The sequence below is a fragment of the Bacteroides sp. MSSM.1001136sp1_RTP21357st2_D2_RTP21359_211015 genome (genome assembly GCF_040913205.1).
Taxonomy (GTDB): domain Bacteria; phylum Bacteroidota; class Bacteroidia; order Bacteroidales; family Bacteroidaceae; genus Bacteroides; species Bacteroides ovatus.
Genome location: NZ_JBDFVF010000032.1, coordinates 64,209 through 80,807, shown reverse-complemented (window position 1 = coordinate 80,807; position 16,599 = coordinate 64,209). Strand labels below are relative to the sequence as shown.

Here is a 16,599-nt window from a genome sequence, read left to right as displayed (position 1 = left end):
ATTATCTTGCTCAAGACAGTTAAAGGGTTCTGCTGCCTTATGCAAGAAATAAAAAATGGAATTGATAGAACCCACCTAATTTTAATTCAAGTATCAAAGATGAGAAAATCAATTCTCTTGTTTGTACTCTTTACTCTGACAAGTATCCCCCTGTTGCTTTTTGCGCAGGGTGGATATCAGGTAACCGGACATATTATTTCGGCGGAAGATAATCAGCCGATGATTGGTGTGTCTGTTTTGGAGAAGGGTACGACGAACGGAGTAATTACCGATATGAATGGTAATTACAGTATCACAGTGACGAAATCCCCCGCTATTTTGCAGTTTTCTTACATTGGAATGAAAACGATGGAAAAGCAGGTGTCTGCTGCCACTCGTATTGATTTGAAGATGGAGAGCGATGCGCAGATGGTAGAGGAAGTGGTGGTCGTTGCCTATGGTACACGTAAGAAAGGAACGATTGCCGGTGCCGTATCTACTGTAAAGGCAGAAAAAATGGAAAATGTACCTGCGGCCGGTTTCGACCAATCATTGCAGGGACAGACCCCCGGGTTAACGGTAATCTCTAATTCGGGGGAACCAAGTAAGGCGGCTGTTTTCCAGCTTCGAGGTACCAATTCTATCAATTCGGGTACATCTCCGTTATTTATTTTGGATGGTGTGCCTATTTCCAGTGCTGATTTTAATACAATCAGTCCGGGCGATATAGAGTCTATCTCTGTGTTGAAAGATGCTTCATCCACCTCTATTTACGGTGCCCGTGCAGCGAACGGTGTGGTAGTAATCACTTCCAAACGTGGTTTGGCGATTGACAAGGCGAAAGTAACCATGCGTGCGCAATGGGGTTTTTCACAATTGGCTTCAGACGACAATTGGGTAGTGATGAATACTCCGGAACGTATCCAGTTTGAAAAAGAAATCGGTTTAGATACGGGAAAGGATTATAACTTGTTGTCTCGTACGAATGTAAATTGGCTGGATGAAGTATTCAATGACCGCGCTCCTTTGCAGAGTTATGAATTGTCTGTTAATCGTGCTACCGACCGTTTGAATTATTTTGTTTCCGGAGGATTCTATGATCAGGAAGGTATTGCCCAGAGCTCTAATTTTCGTCGTTATAATATGCGTGCTAATGCGGAAGTGAAAGCTAGCAACTGGCTGAAAATAGGTACTAATACGATGATGGCATACGAAGAAATAGCACAGGCTGAAGAGGGAGAACCGGCACTTTATACACCTATTTCCGGTTCGCGTTTTATGTTGCCTTACTGGAATCCTTATAATGCTGACGGCTCTTTGGCTTCCGAAAACGATGGAACCTGGACAGGAACCGGACAGAACCCGATAGAATGGATGGCGAACAATCCTGTAAAATATGAAAAATACAAATTGTTGTCTACTATCTTCGCGGAAGTTACTCCGATTCGGGATTTAACCATTCGTGCACAGTTTGCTGTAGATTATGCACATTCTACAGCTTTCATGCAATCTTTTCCAAGTTATATCATTAATAATAAATCAGGTAAAGCCGGGCGTAGTTCATCGGATATTCTTAGTTTGAGTGAAACTCTTACAGCCAATTACCGATGGGCTTTGAATGATAATCATTCATTGAATTTTTTGCTGGGACAAGAAGGTATAGACTATCGTTCAACCGGATTTCAGGTAACTACACAAGGACAGAACAATGACCGTCTGACCAACCTGCTTTCCGGAACTCGTGCGATCTCGTGGCCGGACTCAAATAGTGCTTATGCATACCTGTCTTTTTTCTTTCGTGGAGAGTATAATTATAAAGAGTTATATTATGCGGAAGTTGCTGCACGTACAGACGCTTCTTCCCGTTTTGGTAAAGACCACCGTTGGGGAATGTTCTGGTCGTTAGGCTTTATGTGGAATATCAAGAACGAGGCTTTCCTGAAAGATATAGAATGGCTCACGAATGCACAGATTAAGTTAAGTACAGGTACTTCCGGAAATTCGGAAATTCCTTACTATGATCATCTGGCATTGGTTGCCGGTGATGCCAACTATAATGATGAAGCTGGTATATATCCCAAACAAAGCGGGAACGAAGAATTAAGCTGGGAGCAAACTTGGGCAAACAATATCGGTTTGACTTTGGGCATTTTCAATAGAGTCAATTTGAACGTCGATTTTTATCATAAAAAGACGACTAATATGTTAATGTTAGTTCCTCAATCGTATGCTATTACCGGTGTCGGTAATCGGTGGGACAACATTGGTGCTATGATGAATCGAGGAGTGGAAATTGCAATGGACGGAGATGTGATCCGTACAAAAGACTTCACTTGGAATCTGAGCGCAAACGTATCTTATAATAAGAATAAACTATTGGAACTTTATAATGGTGTGGAAGAATATGTAAATTCCACTACCGGATTGAAATACGTAGTAGGACATCCTGTTCATGAATACTACATGAACCGTTATGCAGGAGTGAATCCGGCTAATGGTGATGCTTTGTGGTACACTGCTGACGGAGAACTGACAACAGAATACCGTGAAGAAGACAAAGTAATGACCGGTAAAACCTTCGACTCCCCCTGGGCAGGCGGCTTCGGCACAACCCTGATGTGGAAAGGGCTTTCATTATCGGCCCAGTTCAGCTGGATGGCTAAAAGATATGTGATGAATAATGACCGCTTCTTCGAAGAAAGTAACGGACTGTATAGTGCTTACAATCAATCAAGAAGACTATTGTATGATCGTTGGAAAAAACCGGGTGACATTACGGATATTCCCCGTTACGGAGTGACAGCTCAGCTGGACGACCGTTTTCTTGAGAACTCATCATTCCTTCGTTTAAAGAACCTGACACTGGCTTATGCGCTTCCGCAATCATTGTTGAATAAAACTCATTTCTTCACGTCAGCACGTGTCTATTTGCAGGGACAGAATTTGTTTACTTGGACAGGTTTTACAGGACTTGATCCGGAAGTGGCATCTAATGTATATAGGGCACAGTACCCGGCTTCACGTCAGTTTACTTTGGGTATTGACATTTCATTCTAATAGTATAATAAAGAAAGATGATTAAGAAATTTAAATTATATATCCTGATGGCTGCTGTGGCTCTTTCCGCCACTTCCTGTTTGGATAAGATGCCGGAAGACTCTATTCCTTTTGATGATGCCATTCAGACGGTGGATGATGTAAATCTGGCAGTTATCGGTATTTACGACGCATTCAAGAATAGTGCTCTGTATTCCGGTAATCTCACGATACTTCCTGATTTGCAGACCGATCTTGTGTATGGGATCAACGGAAATACGAATACATACGGAGATATCTGGCGCTGGAAAGACATTCTGGCAACAAATACAAGTATCGAGGCTGTTTATGCCGGACTTTACGATGTGATCAATCGTTGTAACTTCATGCTCGATCGTGTAGACGGAGTGAGAAACAATACAACCGATGATAATGATTTGGACAAGCTTGACCAGTATTGTGGTGAAGCTTATTTTGCCCGCGCACTTGCTTACTCGGAATTGGTAAAGCTTTTCTGTAAAGCCTACGAAAGTGATGAAGATGCTGCTAATCAGCTAGGGGTTATCCTGACGAAACATTATCAAGGCGACGAAGAAATGAAACGTTCTTCGTTGAAAGCTTCTTATGAGTTTATTCTTGAAGATCTTGACCGGGCTGCTAAGTTGTTGGAGTTGGATAAAGACTATGATCCGTCTGTAGATGTGGCTTTATTTAACAATGCTACTTACTTCAACGAATATACTGTATACGCTTTGCGTGCACGTGTTGCTCTTTATATGAAGAAGTGGGATGAAGCCATCAAATATTCCAGTAAAGTGATAGATAGCGGATATTATCTGTTGGCTAGTTGCACTCGTGCAATTTCCTCCGGAGTCAGCTATTATAAGTATATGTGGACAAACGACATGGCTACAGAAGCTATTTGGAAAGTGGGCTTCACCGTCAATTCTTATGGAGGCAAACTGGGATTGATTTTCTTAAATTACGACCATGTGAATTATCGCCCGGACTATGTCCCGGCTACTTGGGTGCTCAATGCTTATGATATGAATGATTTGCGTGCCTCTACTTTCTTCGAATCGCATACAACTAGTTTTAGCCATCATCTTTCTTGGCCTTTGCTGATTAAGTATGCCGGTAATCAAGATTTCATAGCCGCTAATATTCTTCATGTTTCCATGCCTAAAGTTTTGCGTCTGTCAGAACAATATCTGATACGCGCTGAGGCTTATGTGCAAAAGGAACAGCCGGACTATGGCCGTGCGGGAAAAGATATTACGACACTGCGTACTGCACGATATTCCTCTTATGGTGGATCAACTCCCATGAGCGAGGCTAATGCAATGGAGGTTATCGAGTCCGAACGCGTGAAAGAGCTTTATATGGAAGGTTTCCGTCTTCATGATTTGAAACGTTGGCACAAAGGTTTCGAGCGCAAGCCGCAAGACCAGTCTTTGTCAACTGGCGATAGATTGAAGGTAGAAGCAGACGATCCTTTATTTGTATGGCCTATTCCGCAGCACGAACTAGACGCTCCCGGCTCGCAAATAGAACCGAATGAAAGTAATAAATAAGATTAAAACATACGATAATGAAGAAATTATTAATAGGATGTATGGCAGCCGTTGCTGCTCTGATAGCTTTCTCCGGATGCGATCAGGACAAGGTGGTGTACAGCGGACCCAATTATCTTATGTTTTCTGACACGCTTTATACTTATGCCGTGCAAGAAACCAATGAGATATTCAATGTGCCTGTTTCTGCCACTGTGCCTGCCGACTATGACCGCACTTTTGGTGTCGAAGTCATAGATAAGGAGAGTAATGCTGTTGAAGGAAAGCACTACAAAATCTTGTCGAATACCGTTACTATAAAAGCCGGTGAGATGAGTACTGATGTTAAGGTACAAGGTCTTTATAAGAATATAGGTATTACTGATTCGCTAGGATTCGCTTTGCGGTTGGTAATCCCTGATACTGAACAATGGAGTTTATACAAGAACGAGGCAAAGGTTGTGATGCAAAAGATTTGTCCGTTTGATATCAAAAACTTTAAGGGCTATTGCAAAGTGACTTCCAGCTATTTGTCTTCCGATTACTATCCGAAGAAAGTAGATTTGCGATTAGTGACTTCTGATATTGTGGAAGGTAAAGAAAACACGATTGTAGTCCATGGTCTTTATTTTGACGGTTACGATATGGAAATAAAGTTCAACCGGAAAGATGTTTTGGAACCTCTCGTAGAAATGGAAGAACAGATTTGTGGCTCTACCGGAGAGGCATTCAATACGATTCATGGCGATGGTAAGTTACGGTTAAATCAGCCTACGGCTTATACTTCGTTCTACAGTACAAATGAGAATTTTATCTTGCAGTATGTTACGATGAGTGTGAATAATAAAGACGGCTCATACTACGGTACGGTAGGAACATTTGTCAATGTACTCGAGTGGATAAGCGAAGCGGAAGCTGAAAAATTAAAAGAACAAGGATATTAAAAAATAGCAATAGATAAAGATATGAAAAAGTTTAGTTTAAAACCACTAGGAGATTCGTGCATGAAGACATTATGCAAGAGCTGGCTCTTTATTGGCTTACTTATGGCTTTCTGCCTTGCGGCATGTTCGGACGACGATGATAATGCAGAGACTCCGATATTTCCGGAAAAGCAGAATCTCATCTGCAATTCTAATGATACAAGAGAGTTTACTTTCACCGCTAATACAAATTGGAGTTTGGCGTCTTCTGCTATTTGGTGTAAGTTCAAGACCGACGATGAAGAAGAATTTGTTCTGTCCGGTACGGCTGGTACGCAGACGGTAACACTTGTGATCACTGATGAAAATATGCAGGTGGGCAACGTTAGTGTAGCTAAATTGGAACTGACAATGGGTGGTCAGACGATTGTAATCGGTGAAGTGACCCGTTCGAAAGTAGATTATAAACTGAAGATATATGATAAGGAAGGTAATGATATCACTGAAGACGGAGTTCTTAAAGTAGGTTATCAGGAATATCTCCGTTTTGATGTGGAAGCAAACTTCCGCTTTGCTGCCACTAATCTTCCGGGATGGGTTGAATTGGAAGGTGGTTCCCTTGTAGGTGCAGTTAATAAGAAAGTACAAGGTGGTTTGAGAATAATCGAAAACGAAAGTCGTGAAAAATATCCTGTTTCGGCTAGTGACGAAAATGTGATCACATTCTCTGATGAAGAGGGAAGAGCATTCCATACTATCAGACTAGCTTATGAGGGTATGACACCAGGAAAAATGGAACTGAAACGCCCCTCAAGTTATGCTACAGATTGGGTTGTATCAATGGATGGAAAAACATTTACCCAAAAAAGTACAGGTGGTAGTACAGGTGAAGTAGTGGTGAAGAAAAGAATGCCATTTACAGTAAAGACTCTGAAAGATGATTTTGAAATTGTATTTTTAAGTAAAGGATGGGACGATAATATCCATTTAAAAGGTTCTATGTATGATTTCTTTACTTACGAATGGATACATTATGAAAAGGATGGAGGAAATTTAAACTTAATTGTTGATGACTACATTCCGAACACAATGAATGGTGACCCTGATGAGAGAAGTGGATATGTTCTAGCATTTTCACGTGCAGACTATGAAAAGATAAAAGATAATCTTGAGGAAGCTATTGTTGTAAATGGAGAAATAGATTATAAGTATGAGCAGAACAATCTTTTAATTGGATTTACTCAAAAAGAAGTGAAAGAAGAAGGAGGAAGTCAAAGTTTCAAAATTAAAAAAATGGGATATTTGGATGTAACGCCGACTAAAACTACTGATACTTCTATTTTAAATTTGCTTGAAGGCAATTATAATATAGATGGTAATAACGTTTATTCTATATCTGCTAGTGCAGGAGATCCTTTTGTAATTCATCCGTTATTGTCAGAAAGTGAATGGACTGGTGCAGCGTATGTTATTAATAGTAGTGATGAGGAGGTTAATGTAGAGACAGAGACTTCAATGGATGGAGAAGGTATGTATTTTGGAATAACTGTCCCGAATGTATTTAATGATGATTTGATTATTGTTTTTAAGGGAACAGACAACGTTTTCAAGAAAGCTTTAGTAATTTCTCCGGATATTAATTAACTTAGTTTATTTTGTAAATGAATCTACAAAAATTATACTCAATATACCTCTTACCCCTTATCGTCAGCATACTGACGATAGGGTTGGTAACAGGTTGTTCCGACGATGATGAAGCACTGCAAAGCCAGTATGGTTATGTGCAGTTCCGACTTTTCAAAAGCGCGTCGTTTGAAGGAGCAACTACTCGTGCGACAGACAAACTTGAATCGTTATCGAGTGCACAGAAGATAAAGGTGGTAATGGAGCATAACGGTACAACCGTTTCGCAGACTTTACCTTTGAACGCATACAATGAAAATAATGCAGAATATGGTATGCGTAGTGAAAAATTGCAGTTAGTTGTCGGTACTTATAAAGTTATCGGTTATTATCTGTATGACAAACAGGATATAGTGTTGTTGGCAGGTCCTGGTGGAGATGACAATGAGTTCGTTGTTGTTGGTGGCGGACTTCAAGAGAAAGCATTGGCAGTAGATGCCGTGCCTCGCGGAACAGTAACTTTCAAATTGACAAAAGAATGGCTTCCAGCTACTCGTGCTGCCGGTGAATATCTGTTTAGTGATATTCGCTTTATCAATGTCACAGTGATGAATACCTTCAATAGGGTCACTACTGAACTGAAGGATATGAAAGTCACCTATAAAGAAGATTCTAAAAAGAATGAGATTTCTGGTAATCCTGATAACAAGTATATGGATATAGGTGTAGCGACCTGCGACTCTGCCGTATGGCTTCCTGCCGGAACTTATCAGGTAGTAGCTTACACCACTTACACAAAAAGCGGTAGTACAAAAAAGGAACTGGAAACGCAACCCGTCAGAGGCGAACCTTTCGTTGTGAAAGATAATGAGTTGACAGAAGATGCTAATGTGCCTATCCAATTGAAGGAAACTGCAGAGTATATCAAGGACTATATAGCACTGAAAGAAATTTGGAAAGCTTTAGGTGGTGAAAATTGGAAATATTATGGAGGTTCAGTAGATAATTCTGTGCACAGCTCAAATTGGAACTTCAATAAAGAAATGGACATGTGGGGCGACCAGCCCGGTGTTGATTTGGATAACAACGGGCGTGTTACCGGACTTTCAGTCGCCGGCTTTGGAGCCAAAGGCTTTGTTCCTGATGCTATCGGACAGTTAACAGAACTGAGAACATTGTCTTTCGGTACACATAGCGAGACGCTGAGCGGAAGAAAGTTTGGTGAAGACGAACTGACACCAGATATGAGTGAGGAACAGAAACAGCGGATACGTATGCATTATAAGAGAACATTCCTTGATTACGACCCGCGTCTGAATATGTCGGAACTTATACAAGATGCTATCAATAGGAATCCGAAAATGAAACCGATCAAGAAAAACAGTCGTATTACATTGAAGGATACACAAATAGGAACTTTAACTAACGATATTAGGTTTGTATCGAAAGCTATTATGCGATTGACTAAATTGCAGGCGCTGTTTTTTGCCAATTCGCCTTTCACTCAAGATGACATCGCAACCAAGTGGGCAAAAGAGGATTCCGAATATGCCAAACAATATATGAATGAGGACCTGAGCTGGAGCAAAATGGAGTCATTGACAGATGTGGAACTGTATAATTGTCCTAATATGACCCGTCTTCCGGAATTTATATTTGATCTTCCGGATTTACAGTTGCTTAATATTGCTTGCAATAGAGGTATTGAATCTGGCGATATATTGACTGATTGGCAAAAATTGGCGGACGATGAAGATACAGGTCCGAAGATTCAGATCTTATATATGGGCTACAACAATCTGGAAGCATTCCCACCACACGATTCATTGAAGAAGATGGTAAAGCTTGGTTTGCTGGATTGTGTGCATAATAATATTAAAGATTTGAATCCTTTCGGTACGGAAGTCAAACTGACAACTCTTAAGCTGGATTACAATCAGATAGAAGAAATTCCGGATGATTTCTGTGCGTTTACCGATCAGGTGGAAGGCTTGGGATTTTCACATAACAAGTTGAAGTATATTCCGAATATATTCAATGCCAAATCGGTTTATGTAATGGGTTCTGTAGATTTCTCATACAATGAAATTGGTTCGGAAGGTAAAAATATAAAATGTGGAATGAGTGAGTTCAAGGGTATCAATGCCAGTACGATTACCTTATCCTATAATCAGATAGAGAAATTCCCGACAGAATTGTTTGCGTCAGGATCTCCTATTTCTACTATCGATCTGAGCAATAATAAGATGACGTCGATTCCGGAATATTCACTGAAACCGAAAGAGGGTAATTATAAGAATACGTATCTGCTGACTACTATAGACTTGCGTTTTAATAAACTCACAAGTTTGTCTGATGATTTCCGGGCGACCACTTTACCTTACTTGAGTAATATGGATGTCGGCTTCAACTGTTTTTCTAAATTCCCGACGCAGCCGCTGAACAGTAGTCAGTTGCAAGCTTTTGGTATCCGCCACCAGCGTGATGCAGAAGGTAACCGTATTTTGCGTGAATGGCCTACAGGTATTACTACTTGTCCGAGTTTGATTCAATTGCAAATCGGTTCGAATGACATCCGTAAGGTTACCGAAACGCTGACTTCGAAACTTTGGATTTTAGATATTGCAGACAATCCCAATATATCTATTGATGTGACAAGCGTATGTCCTTATATTGAAGCAGGTATGTATGCGCTTATATATGATAAGACACAGGATATTCGTGGTTGTGATGCTTTGGATATTGAACGATAATAAAAAAGATGCTATTAATGAAATATTTAAATAAAATAACATTAGGACTGATTCTTTGTATGGGATTCGTTTCATCGTGCAAGGATGATGATGAAGCGGGAATCAATGGTATCTCGGTAGATAAGGAAGAGATTACTATCGGTGCCGAAGGAGGTACTGAGAGGATATCCGTCTCGTCTAATGATCAATGGGTGGCACGTGTATCTGATTCTGATCCTTGGATTACCGTTTCACCGGCAAATGGTCTGGGTTCGGCAGATTGTGTTCTTGCCATAGACTCTACACTGAGAAATACTGTGCGCACGGCAAAGATACGCTTTTCTATGAATGGAGGTGAATCTAAATTGGTTACTGTTACGCAGTTTGGCTTCGGTAAGCAAATTATAGTGAGAGAACCGGAAGTGGAAATTCCCAGTTCCGATACTCACAAAAAACGTCATTTTGAAACTACCATCTCTACGAATGTTGAATTTGTGATCGATAAAGTAGATTATTCTTTTGCCGAAGAGGCTACAATGACCGCTGAGGAGAAAGCGGAAGTGGAGAGAGAACGTACTGGTTGGCTGACATCGCCGAAAAAGGAGGATTTAAAGGTTGATCTTGACAGGGGTGCGCGTCCCCGTACTTTGAAGGTTGATTTCCGTTGGGGAATGAATGTGGCTCCTTATACTCGTGTCGCAAAAGTACGTTTAGTTCCGGCACATCCGGAAACAGACCAATTAGTAGATGATGACGGTAATGAAATTGATGCTGTTGTGTTGACTGTAACACAGAAGGCTGCAATGAAAATTGAAGATAACCGTTCGGGAGACTCGTTGGCTGTAATCACTATTAATAGCAAACTCCAGACCATGATGAGTTTCGATACTAGTGAAAATATGACTAACTGGGATTTTGTGACGCTTTGGGAGGCTACTGATAAGGAGATTAAAAATAACGAAGTTCCTGAGGAAGCAATAGGACGTGTGCGTTCGGTAAGTTATGCCATGATTGATTTGCAAAGTGGTGATTCCATACCGAAGGAAATCCGTTACTTGAAATATCTGGAATCATTCTCTATTCAAAGTAATGCGAACCGACAGACACGTACTGTTCATTTGGGTGAGGAAATCTGTGAATTGGAATATTTAAAGAATCTCACTGTATTTTCTCTTGGAATTGAAGACTTCCCTAATAATTTTGTTAAATTAGGTAAGAAACTGGAGAAATTGGATTTAGCAAGCAATAATTTCAAGACATTGTCAGTGATTACTGAAAAAGTAAACCAGAACAATTTCCCGAAATTGAAATATCTGACATTGACCGGCTGCCGTGCTACGGAAACGCTGAGCGATTTAAGCCTGATTGAAGGCACTAAATACAATGGTAGAGAGGTCGGATTGTATGTGAATATTTCTAAAGGGCAACTGGAACGGGAGGCTTTCTTGAAATTGCTGACTTGGGATAATCTGCTTTCACTGCAAATGTCATACAATTTTATAGAGGGTGAACTTCCTACAGATGAAGAAGTAACCGAAGCTTTGAGAGCGGCGGGAAAACCGCTGACTTATAAGGCTGATGATTTCTTTACTAAAGAGGAACTGACAGCTACGCCGTCTGTATACCAGAGTAAGATATCAAAAGACACTTGCCAATGGTTGTTGACAACAGATCAGCCTGTGGAATATAAGAAAACCAAAACTACGGTAAATGGGCAACAAATACCGCGTGTATTGCCATTTGCCCGTAATGTTCATTTCAGCTTGAACTTCCTGACTGGTGCTGTGCCGAATTGGATTTTATTCCATCCTTATTTTGCATATTGGTATCCGGAAACCATGGTATTCAATCAACAGGAGAATGGTAAGAATTCAAGTGGAACCGTGGTTGGATTTAGTAATGTGGATTTGGTTAACTACGATTATTCTTATTATTATGGAAAAGAAGATCCGGGGAACGATACAGTTGTGGATGGTGTAGCTTATCCGTTATATTTCAGAAAATTCGTACTATCGGATACAACTGACTAGGCTAATTGTGGCATAAATATCATTAACAAGAATAATTTAAAAAGGAACAATGAAGAAAAAATTCTTATATACAGCACTGTTTGCTATGATATTGGCTTCATGCTCGGAACAAGAACTTATTGAACAACCGTCTACCCCTGTAGGGGGGACGGAAGTTCAGCTTCCGGCTGATGTTACTTCCGGTGAACTGCTAATTAAATTCGATCCTCAAATGACCGAAATTCTTGATCGGACTCTTAAAGTGGCGACAAGAAGCGGAGGGGCAGCGACTCGTTCCGGTATTCCATCTACGGATGAAGTATTGGATATTTTAGGAGCATATCATTTTGAACGTATATTCCCGGTAGATGTTAAGAATGAGGAGCGTACACGTTCTGCCGGATTACATCTCTGGTATCGGGTAAAGTTCGATGAAAATACAGATTTGAAGGAGGCTGCCAGTCGTCTTGCTAAATTGGGCGAGATATCCAAAGTACAGGCTAATGGTCATATTAAACGTGCTTATAACACTAAAGGTTACAGGAGTTATATAAGCGAAGCTGCGTTACAACAAAAATCAGCTATACGTGCTGTAACAGCAAGCGGTAGATTCTCTGATCCCGGATTACCTTATCAGTGGCATTACATCAACAGTGGTACTAATGAGTTCGATAATAAAAATGGGCTTAATAATGGTTCGGAAGCTGGATGCGATGTAGGTTGTACGGAAGCTTGGAAGAAATGTACTGGCGATCCTGCTATTATTGTGGCTGTGTTGGATGAAGGAGTGATGCATAGTCATCCCGATTTAAGAGATAATATGTGGATGAACGAAGGAGAAGAACTTTATGCCGATACAGATAAAGATGGTAATGGATATAAAGATGACAAGTATGGATACAATTTCGTAAGTGATACAGGTATTATCTCGTGGATGGAGGCTGAAGATTCCGGACATGGAACACACGTTGCAGGAACTATTGCTGCTGTGAATGGTAATGGTGAAGGTGTTTGCGGTATTGCCGGTGGTGACGGTCGAGAAAATTCGGGAGTGAAAATAATGTCCTGTCAGGTCTTTTCAGGTATAAATGGTGTCACTTTGGACGCAGAAGCCAAAGCTATTAAATATGCTGCGGATAATGGTGCTGTTATTTTGCAATGTAGTTGGGGATATAACTCTTCTTTGGCCAATATGATTGAAGGATATTCTCCCGGACCGGGTTCGGAGGAGGAATGGGAAAATATGTATCCGCTGGAAAAAGAAGCATTAGATTATTTCATCAATAACGCCGGTTCTCCTAACGGAGTGATTGACGGTGGATTGGCAATCTTTGCTGCTGGTAACGAATATGCAGGAATGGCCGCGTTTCCCGCTGCTTATTCCAAATGTATATCAGTGAGTGCAGTGGCGGCAGATTTTACTCCCGCTTCTTATTCAAACTATGGTAAAGAGGTGACTATTTCCGCTCCTGGTGGTGATACGGAATATTATAATAAGGTGGGACAGGATGATCCCGAAAGTTGGTCGGAGGGAATATATTCCGGTTCTATTTTGTCTACATGGATACAAAATGGTACAGCTACATACGGATTTATGGATGGTACATCTATGGCTTGTCCGCATGTATCGGGAGTTGCAGCACTAGGTTTGTCATACGCTTATCAGCAACGTCGTCACTTTAAAGCTAGTGAATTCATTGAGCTGCTAAAGGCTTCTGTAAAACCGTTGGATAGTTGGTATGGCAATGGAAAGGTGAAAAAATATTATCGCAACCATCTATCGGTAGGTGCTTCTCTTACCCAAATAAATTTGTCGAAATACATTGGTAAGATGGGGGCTGGTCTTGTAGATGCAGGACTTTTGCTTGATAATATCGAAGGTAAAGGTTCGGACATGGTAGTGCCGAATGTGTATGTGGCGGAAGGTGCGGAATCGACTCTCAATTTGGCTTACTATTATGTGGGAGGAGAGAACCTGACTTACATCTGTACATCGAGTGACACATCGGTTGCTACGGTAACTGTTGAAGGTACACTAATGAAAGTATCTGGATTGAAAACCGGTGCGACTCGCATTCTGGTGAAAGTAAGTAACGGAAACGAACAGACCATTACAGTTACCGTGCGTAAGAATGCGAATGATAACGGTTGGATGTAAATGCTGATATTTTAATGAAACCATTTACTCTGATACGGCTAATTTTATTAAGTGCAGTCATTGGACATTGCCGGATGCTCGAAGCCAGGATTGGTTGTTCAGCTCCACAGGTACGAATTGATTCACTTATAAATCCGCCGTTGTTAAAGCAGGCCGGACAAATACTGCATTTCGACAGTACATTAATAAATATCGGAACATTAACCGAAGATGATGCTCCGAAGACATATCGTTTCATGTGTACTAATGTAAGTGGTGAGACCTTGAATTTAACCCGGATCAAAACGACTTGTGGATGCGTGGTTGCGGATATTCAATCCGGAGATATATTACCGGGGGAAACAAAGGTTATCGGATTGACTTATAATCCGAATAACCATCCCGGAACGATAGATGCAAATGCTTTCGTTTATTTGTCGCTTTCTGACGAAAAACCTGTGGCACGACTCACATTAAGAGGTAATGTGCTGCCCGGCGCAGATGAATGGGCGCGGTATCCATATATAATGGGGAAATTGCGGCTCAAACAAAACCGGATGGAATTTAAAATTTCCGGGAAACGCTTGTCAGAACGAATTCTCTGTGGTAATAGCGGAGAGCAAGAGTTACGTTTGTCAGCCTCCGGTGTTCCCAAGTTTGCAACTTTTCGTACGGAACCGGAGGTTATCAGTCCGGCGGGAGAAGCTGATATAGTGGTTACGATAGATACATCACAGATTCCTTCAGGAAAAGGCAGTTCGTTTACCTTTCCTATTATAATAGAAGGAATAGATGGACCGCAGTCTGACCGTACATTGAATATTAGAGTAAATCGTATTGAGTAACGTAATAAATAAAAGAAAATATGAAGAATATATTTAATTTGATAGCATTATTCGCCTTCGTACTTTGTTTCACTTCTTGTGATGACGATGAGAAGACGGATATTCCGACATTGCCGGTCACTCCGGCCAACTTGAACGGTACGTGGCAACTGGCCGAATGGAACGGACAATCTCTTGCCGAAGGTACGTATTGCTACATAACCTTTAACCGTAAGGAACAAACTTTTGAAATTTACCAGAAGTTTGACAGCATGTACGCGCGTTATATCACTGGCGATTTTAGCATTGAAAAAGATCCTTATTTGGGATATGTGATTAGTGGTGAATATGATTTCGGCAACGGTGAATGGAACAATGATTATATCGTAACCGATTTATTGGAAGCCGGTTCTATGATTTGGACAGCGAAAGATGATGCGGGAGATGTATCTAAATATGTTCGCTGTGACGAGGTTCCTTCTAAGATTGTAGAAGAAGCGAGAGCTGATACGGATAATTAAGTTTTAATTTACGGAAAGAAAAAGAGGATTCACGCCATTCAGTAAATGGAGTGGATCCTTTTTTTATACTGATTTATCTCTTTACCTAATAATGCTAGTCATGTCACAAAAAAAAAGTCATGAATTATTTGGAAATAAGATTAAGGATTTCTATCTTTGCATTGGATTTATAATTGTAATGAATACAACTTTGAAAAGAAAGGAAGATGATGAAACCATACGATCGATTATTAGAGCATAATATCAAGCCTTCTATGCAACGCATCGCTATCATGGAATATTTGATGGAGCATCCGATTCATCCGTCGGCTGATGATATTTACACTGCATTGTCTCCTTCAATGCCGACACTTTCAAAGACCACGGTTTATAATACTTTGAAATTGTTTTCCGAACAGGGGGCGGCATTAATGCTTACGATTGACGAAAAGAATACAAACTTTGATGCGGATACTTCTGTACATTCTCATTTCCTTTGCAAACGTTGCGGACATATTTATGATTTGAAATGTCCGGAAGCGATTAAACAAGTGGAAAATCTGGAAATGGATGGTCATCAGGTATCGGAAGTTCATTATTATTATAAAGGTATTTGCAAGAATTGCTTAAGTAAAGATAAAGAAACACGTATTGACTAATTAATTTAAAATTGAGAAGAAAATGAAGAAATTTAGATGTACTGTATGCGGTTACGTTCATGAAGGTGACGCAGCTCCTGAGAAATGTCCATTGTGTAAGGCTCCTGCCAGCAAATTCGTAGAAGTTGTTGAAGTAGAAGGTGGCGCATTGTCTTTTGCTGACGAACACGTTATCGGTGTGGCAAAAGGTTGTGACGAAGAAATGATTAAGGACCTGAACAATCACTTCATGGGAGAATGTACTGAAGTTGGTATGTATTTGGCCATGAGCCGTCAGGCAGACCGCGAAGGTTATCCTGAAGTAGCTGAAGCTTTCAAACGTTACGCTTGGGAAGAAGCTGAACATGCTGCTAAGTTTGCGGAATTGTTGGGCGACTGCGTATGGGATACTAAAACGAACCTGCAGAAACGTAAAGATGCTGAACAAGGTGCATGCGAAGACAAAAAACGTATCGCAACTCGTGCTAAAGCTCTGAATCTGGATGCTATCCATGACACTGTACACGAAATGTGCAAAGACGAAGCTCGTCACGGTAAAGGTTTTGAAGGATTGTACAACCGTTATTTCGGTGATAAGAAATAATTAAGCCTAATAAACTCTTAAAAGGTCTGTATTCTGCAACG

At 40.7% G+C, this 16,599-nt stretch carries 11 protein-coding genes; all 11 read left to right on the top strand.

What is annotated here, in order from left to right; genetic code table 11:
* Nucleotides 1-99 precede the first annotated feature (99 nt).
* The 11 genes from AB5217_RS19015 (at nt 100) to AB5217_RS18965 (ending at nt 16,558) form a co-directional block, all read left to right on the top strand.
* Nucleotides 100-3,036, top strand: a complete 2,937-nt coding sequence (locus AB5217_RS19015; protein WP_032844263.1) for a SusC/RagA family TonB-linked outer membrane protein — start codon at nt 100-102, stop codon at nt 3,034-3,036.
* A 17-nt stretch (nt 3,037-3,053) separates the two neighbouring features.
* Complete coding sequence (locus tag AB5217_RS19010; RefSeq protein ID WP_032844262.1) at nt 3,054-4,589, top strand: RagB/SusD family nutrient uptake outer membrane protein; 1,536 nt, start codon at nt 3,054-3,056, stop codon at nt 4,587-4,589.
* A 17-nt stretch (nt 4,590-4,606) separates the two neighbouring features.
* A complete protein-coding gene (locus tag AB5217_RS19005) occupies nt 4,607-5,512 on the top strand; it encodes a DUF4984 domain-containing protein (RefSeq protein ID WP_032844261.1) in 906 nt (301 codons plus the stop codon).
* Between the two features lie 21 nt (nt 5,513-5,533).
* Nucleotides 5,534-7,135 carry a DUF5003 domain-containing protein gene (locus AB5217_RS19000; protein ID WP_032854669.1) on the top strand — a complete coding sequence of 534 codons (1,602 nt, stop codon included), beginning with the start codon at nt 5,534-5,536 and terminating at the stop codon, nt 7,133-7,135.
* A gap of 17 nt (nt 7,136-7,152) precedes the next feature.
* A complete protein-coding gene (locus AB5217_RS18995) occupies nt 7,153-9,867 on the top strand; it encodes a DUF4458 domain-containing protein (protein ID WP_032843754.1) in 2,715 nt (904 codons plus the stop codon).
* 17 nt (nt 9,868-9,884) lie between these two features.
* Entirely contained in the window at nt 9,885-11,876 is a 1,992-nt protein-coding gene (locus AB5217_RS18990; protein ID WP_368112791.1) for a BACON domain-containing protein, read from the top strand.
* A 49-nt stretch (nt 11,877-11,925) separates the two neighbouring features.
* Complete coding sequence (locus AB5217_RS18985) at nt 11,926-14,013, top strand: subtilase family N-terminal domain-containing protein (protein ID WP_032843750.1); 2,088 nt, start codon at nt 11,926-11,928, stop codon at nt 14,011-14,013.
* 14 nt (nt 14,014-14,027) lie between these two features.
* Nucleotides 14,028-14,837, top strand: a complete 810-nt coding sequence (locus tag AB5217_RS18980) for a DUF1573 domain-containing protein (protein WP_032843759.1) — start codon at nt 14,028-14,030, stop codon at nt 14,835-14,837.
* A 20-nt stretch (nt 14,838-14,857) separates the two neighbouring features.
* A complete protein-coding gene (locus AB5217_RS18975; RefSeq protein WP_032843748.1) occupies nt 14,858-15,337 on the top strand; it encodes a lipocalin family protein in 480 nt (159 codons plus the stop codon).
* 209 nt (nt 15,338-15,546) lie between these two features.
* On the top strand, nt 15,547-15,975 hold the full coding sequence (locus AB5217_RS18970) for a Fur family transcriptional regulator (protein ID WP_004315958.1): 429 nt from the start codon (nt 15,547-15,549) through the stop codon (nt 15,973-15,975).
* A 22-nt stretch (nt 15,976-15,997) separates the two neighbouring features.
* Nucleotides 15,998-16,558, top strand: a complete 561-nt coding sequence (locus AB5217_RS18965) for an NADH peroxidase (RefSeq protein ID WP_004297333.1) — start codon at nt 15,998-16,000, stop codon at nt 16,556-16,558.
* Nucleotides 16,559-16,599: the final 41 nt, after the last annotated feature.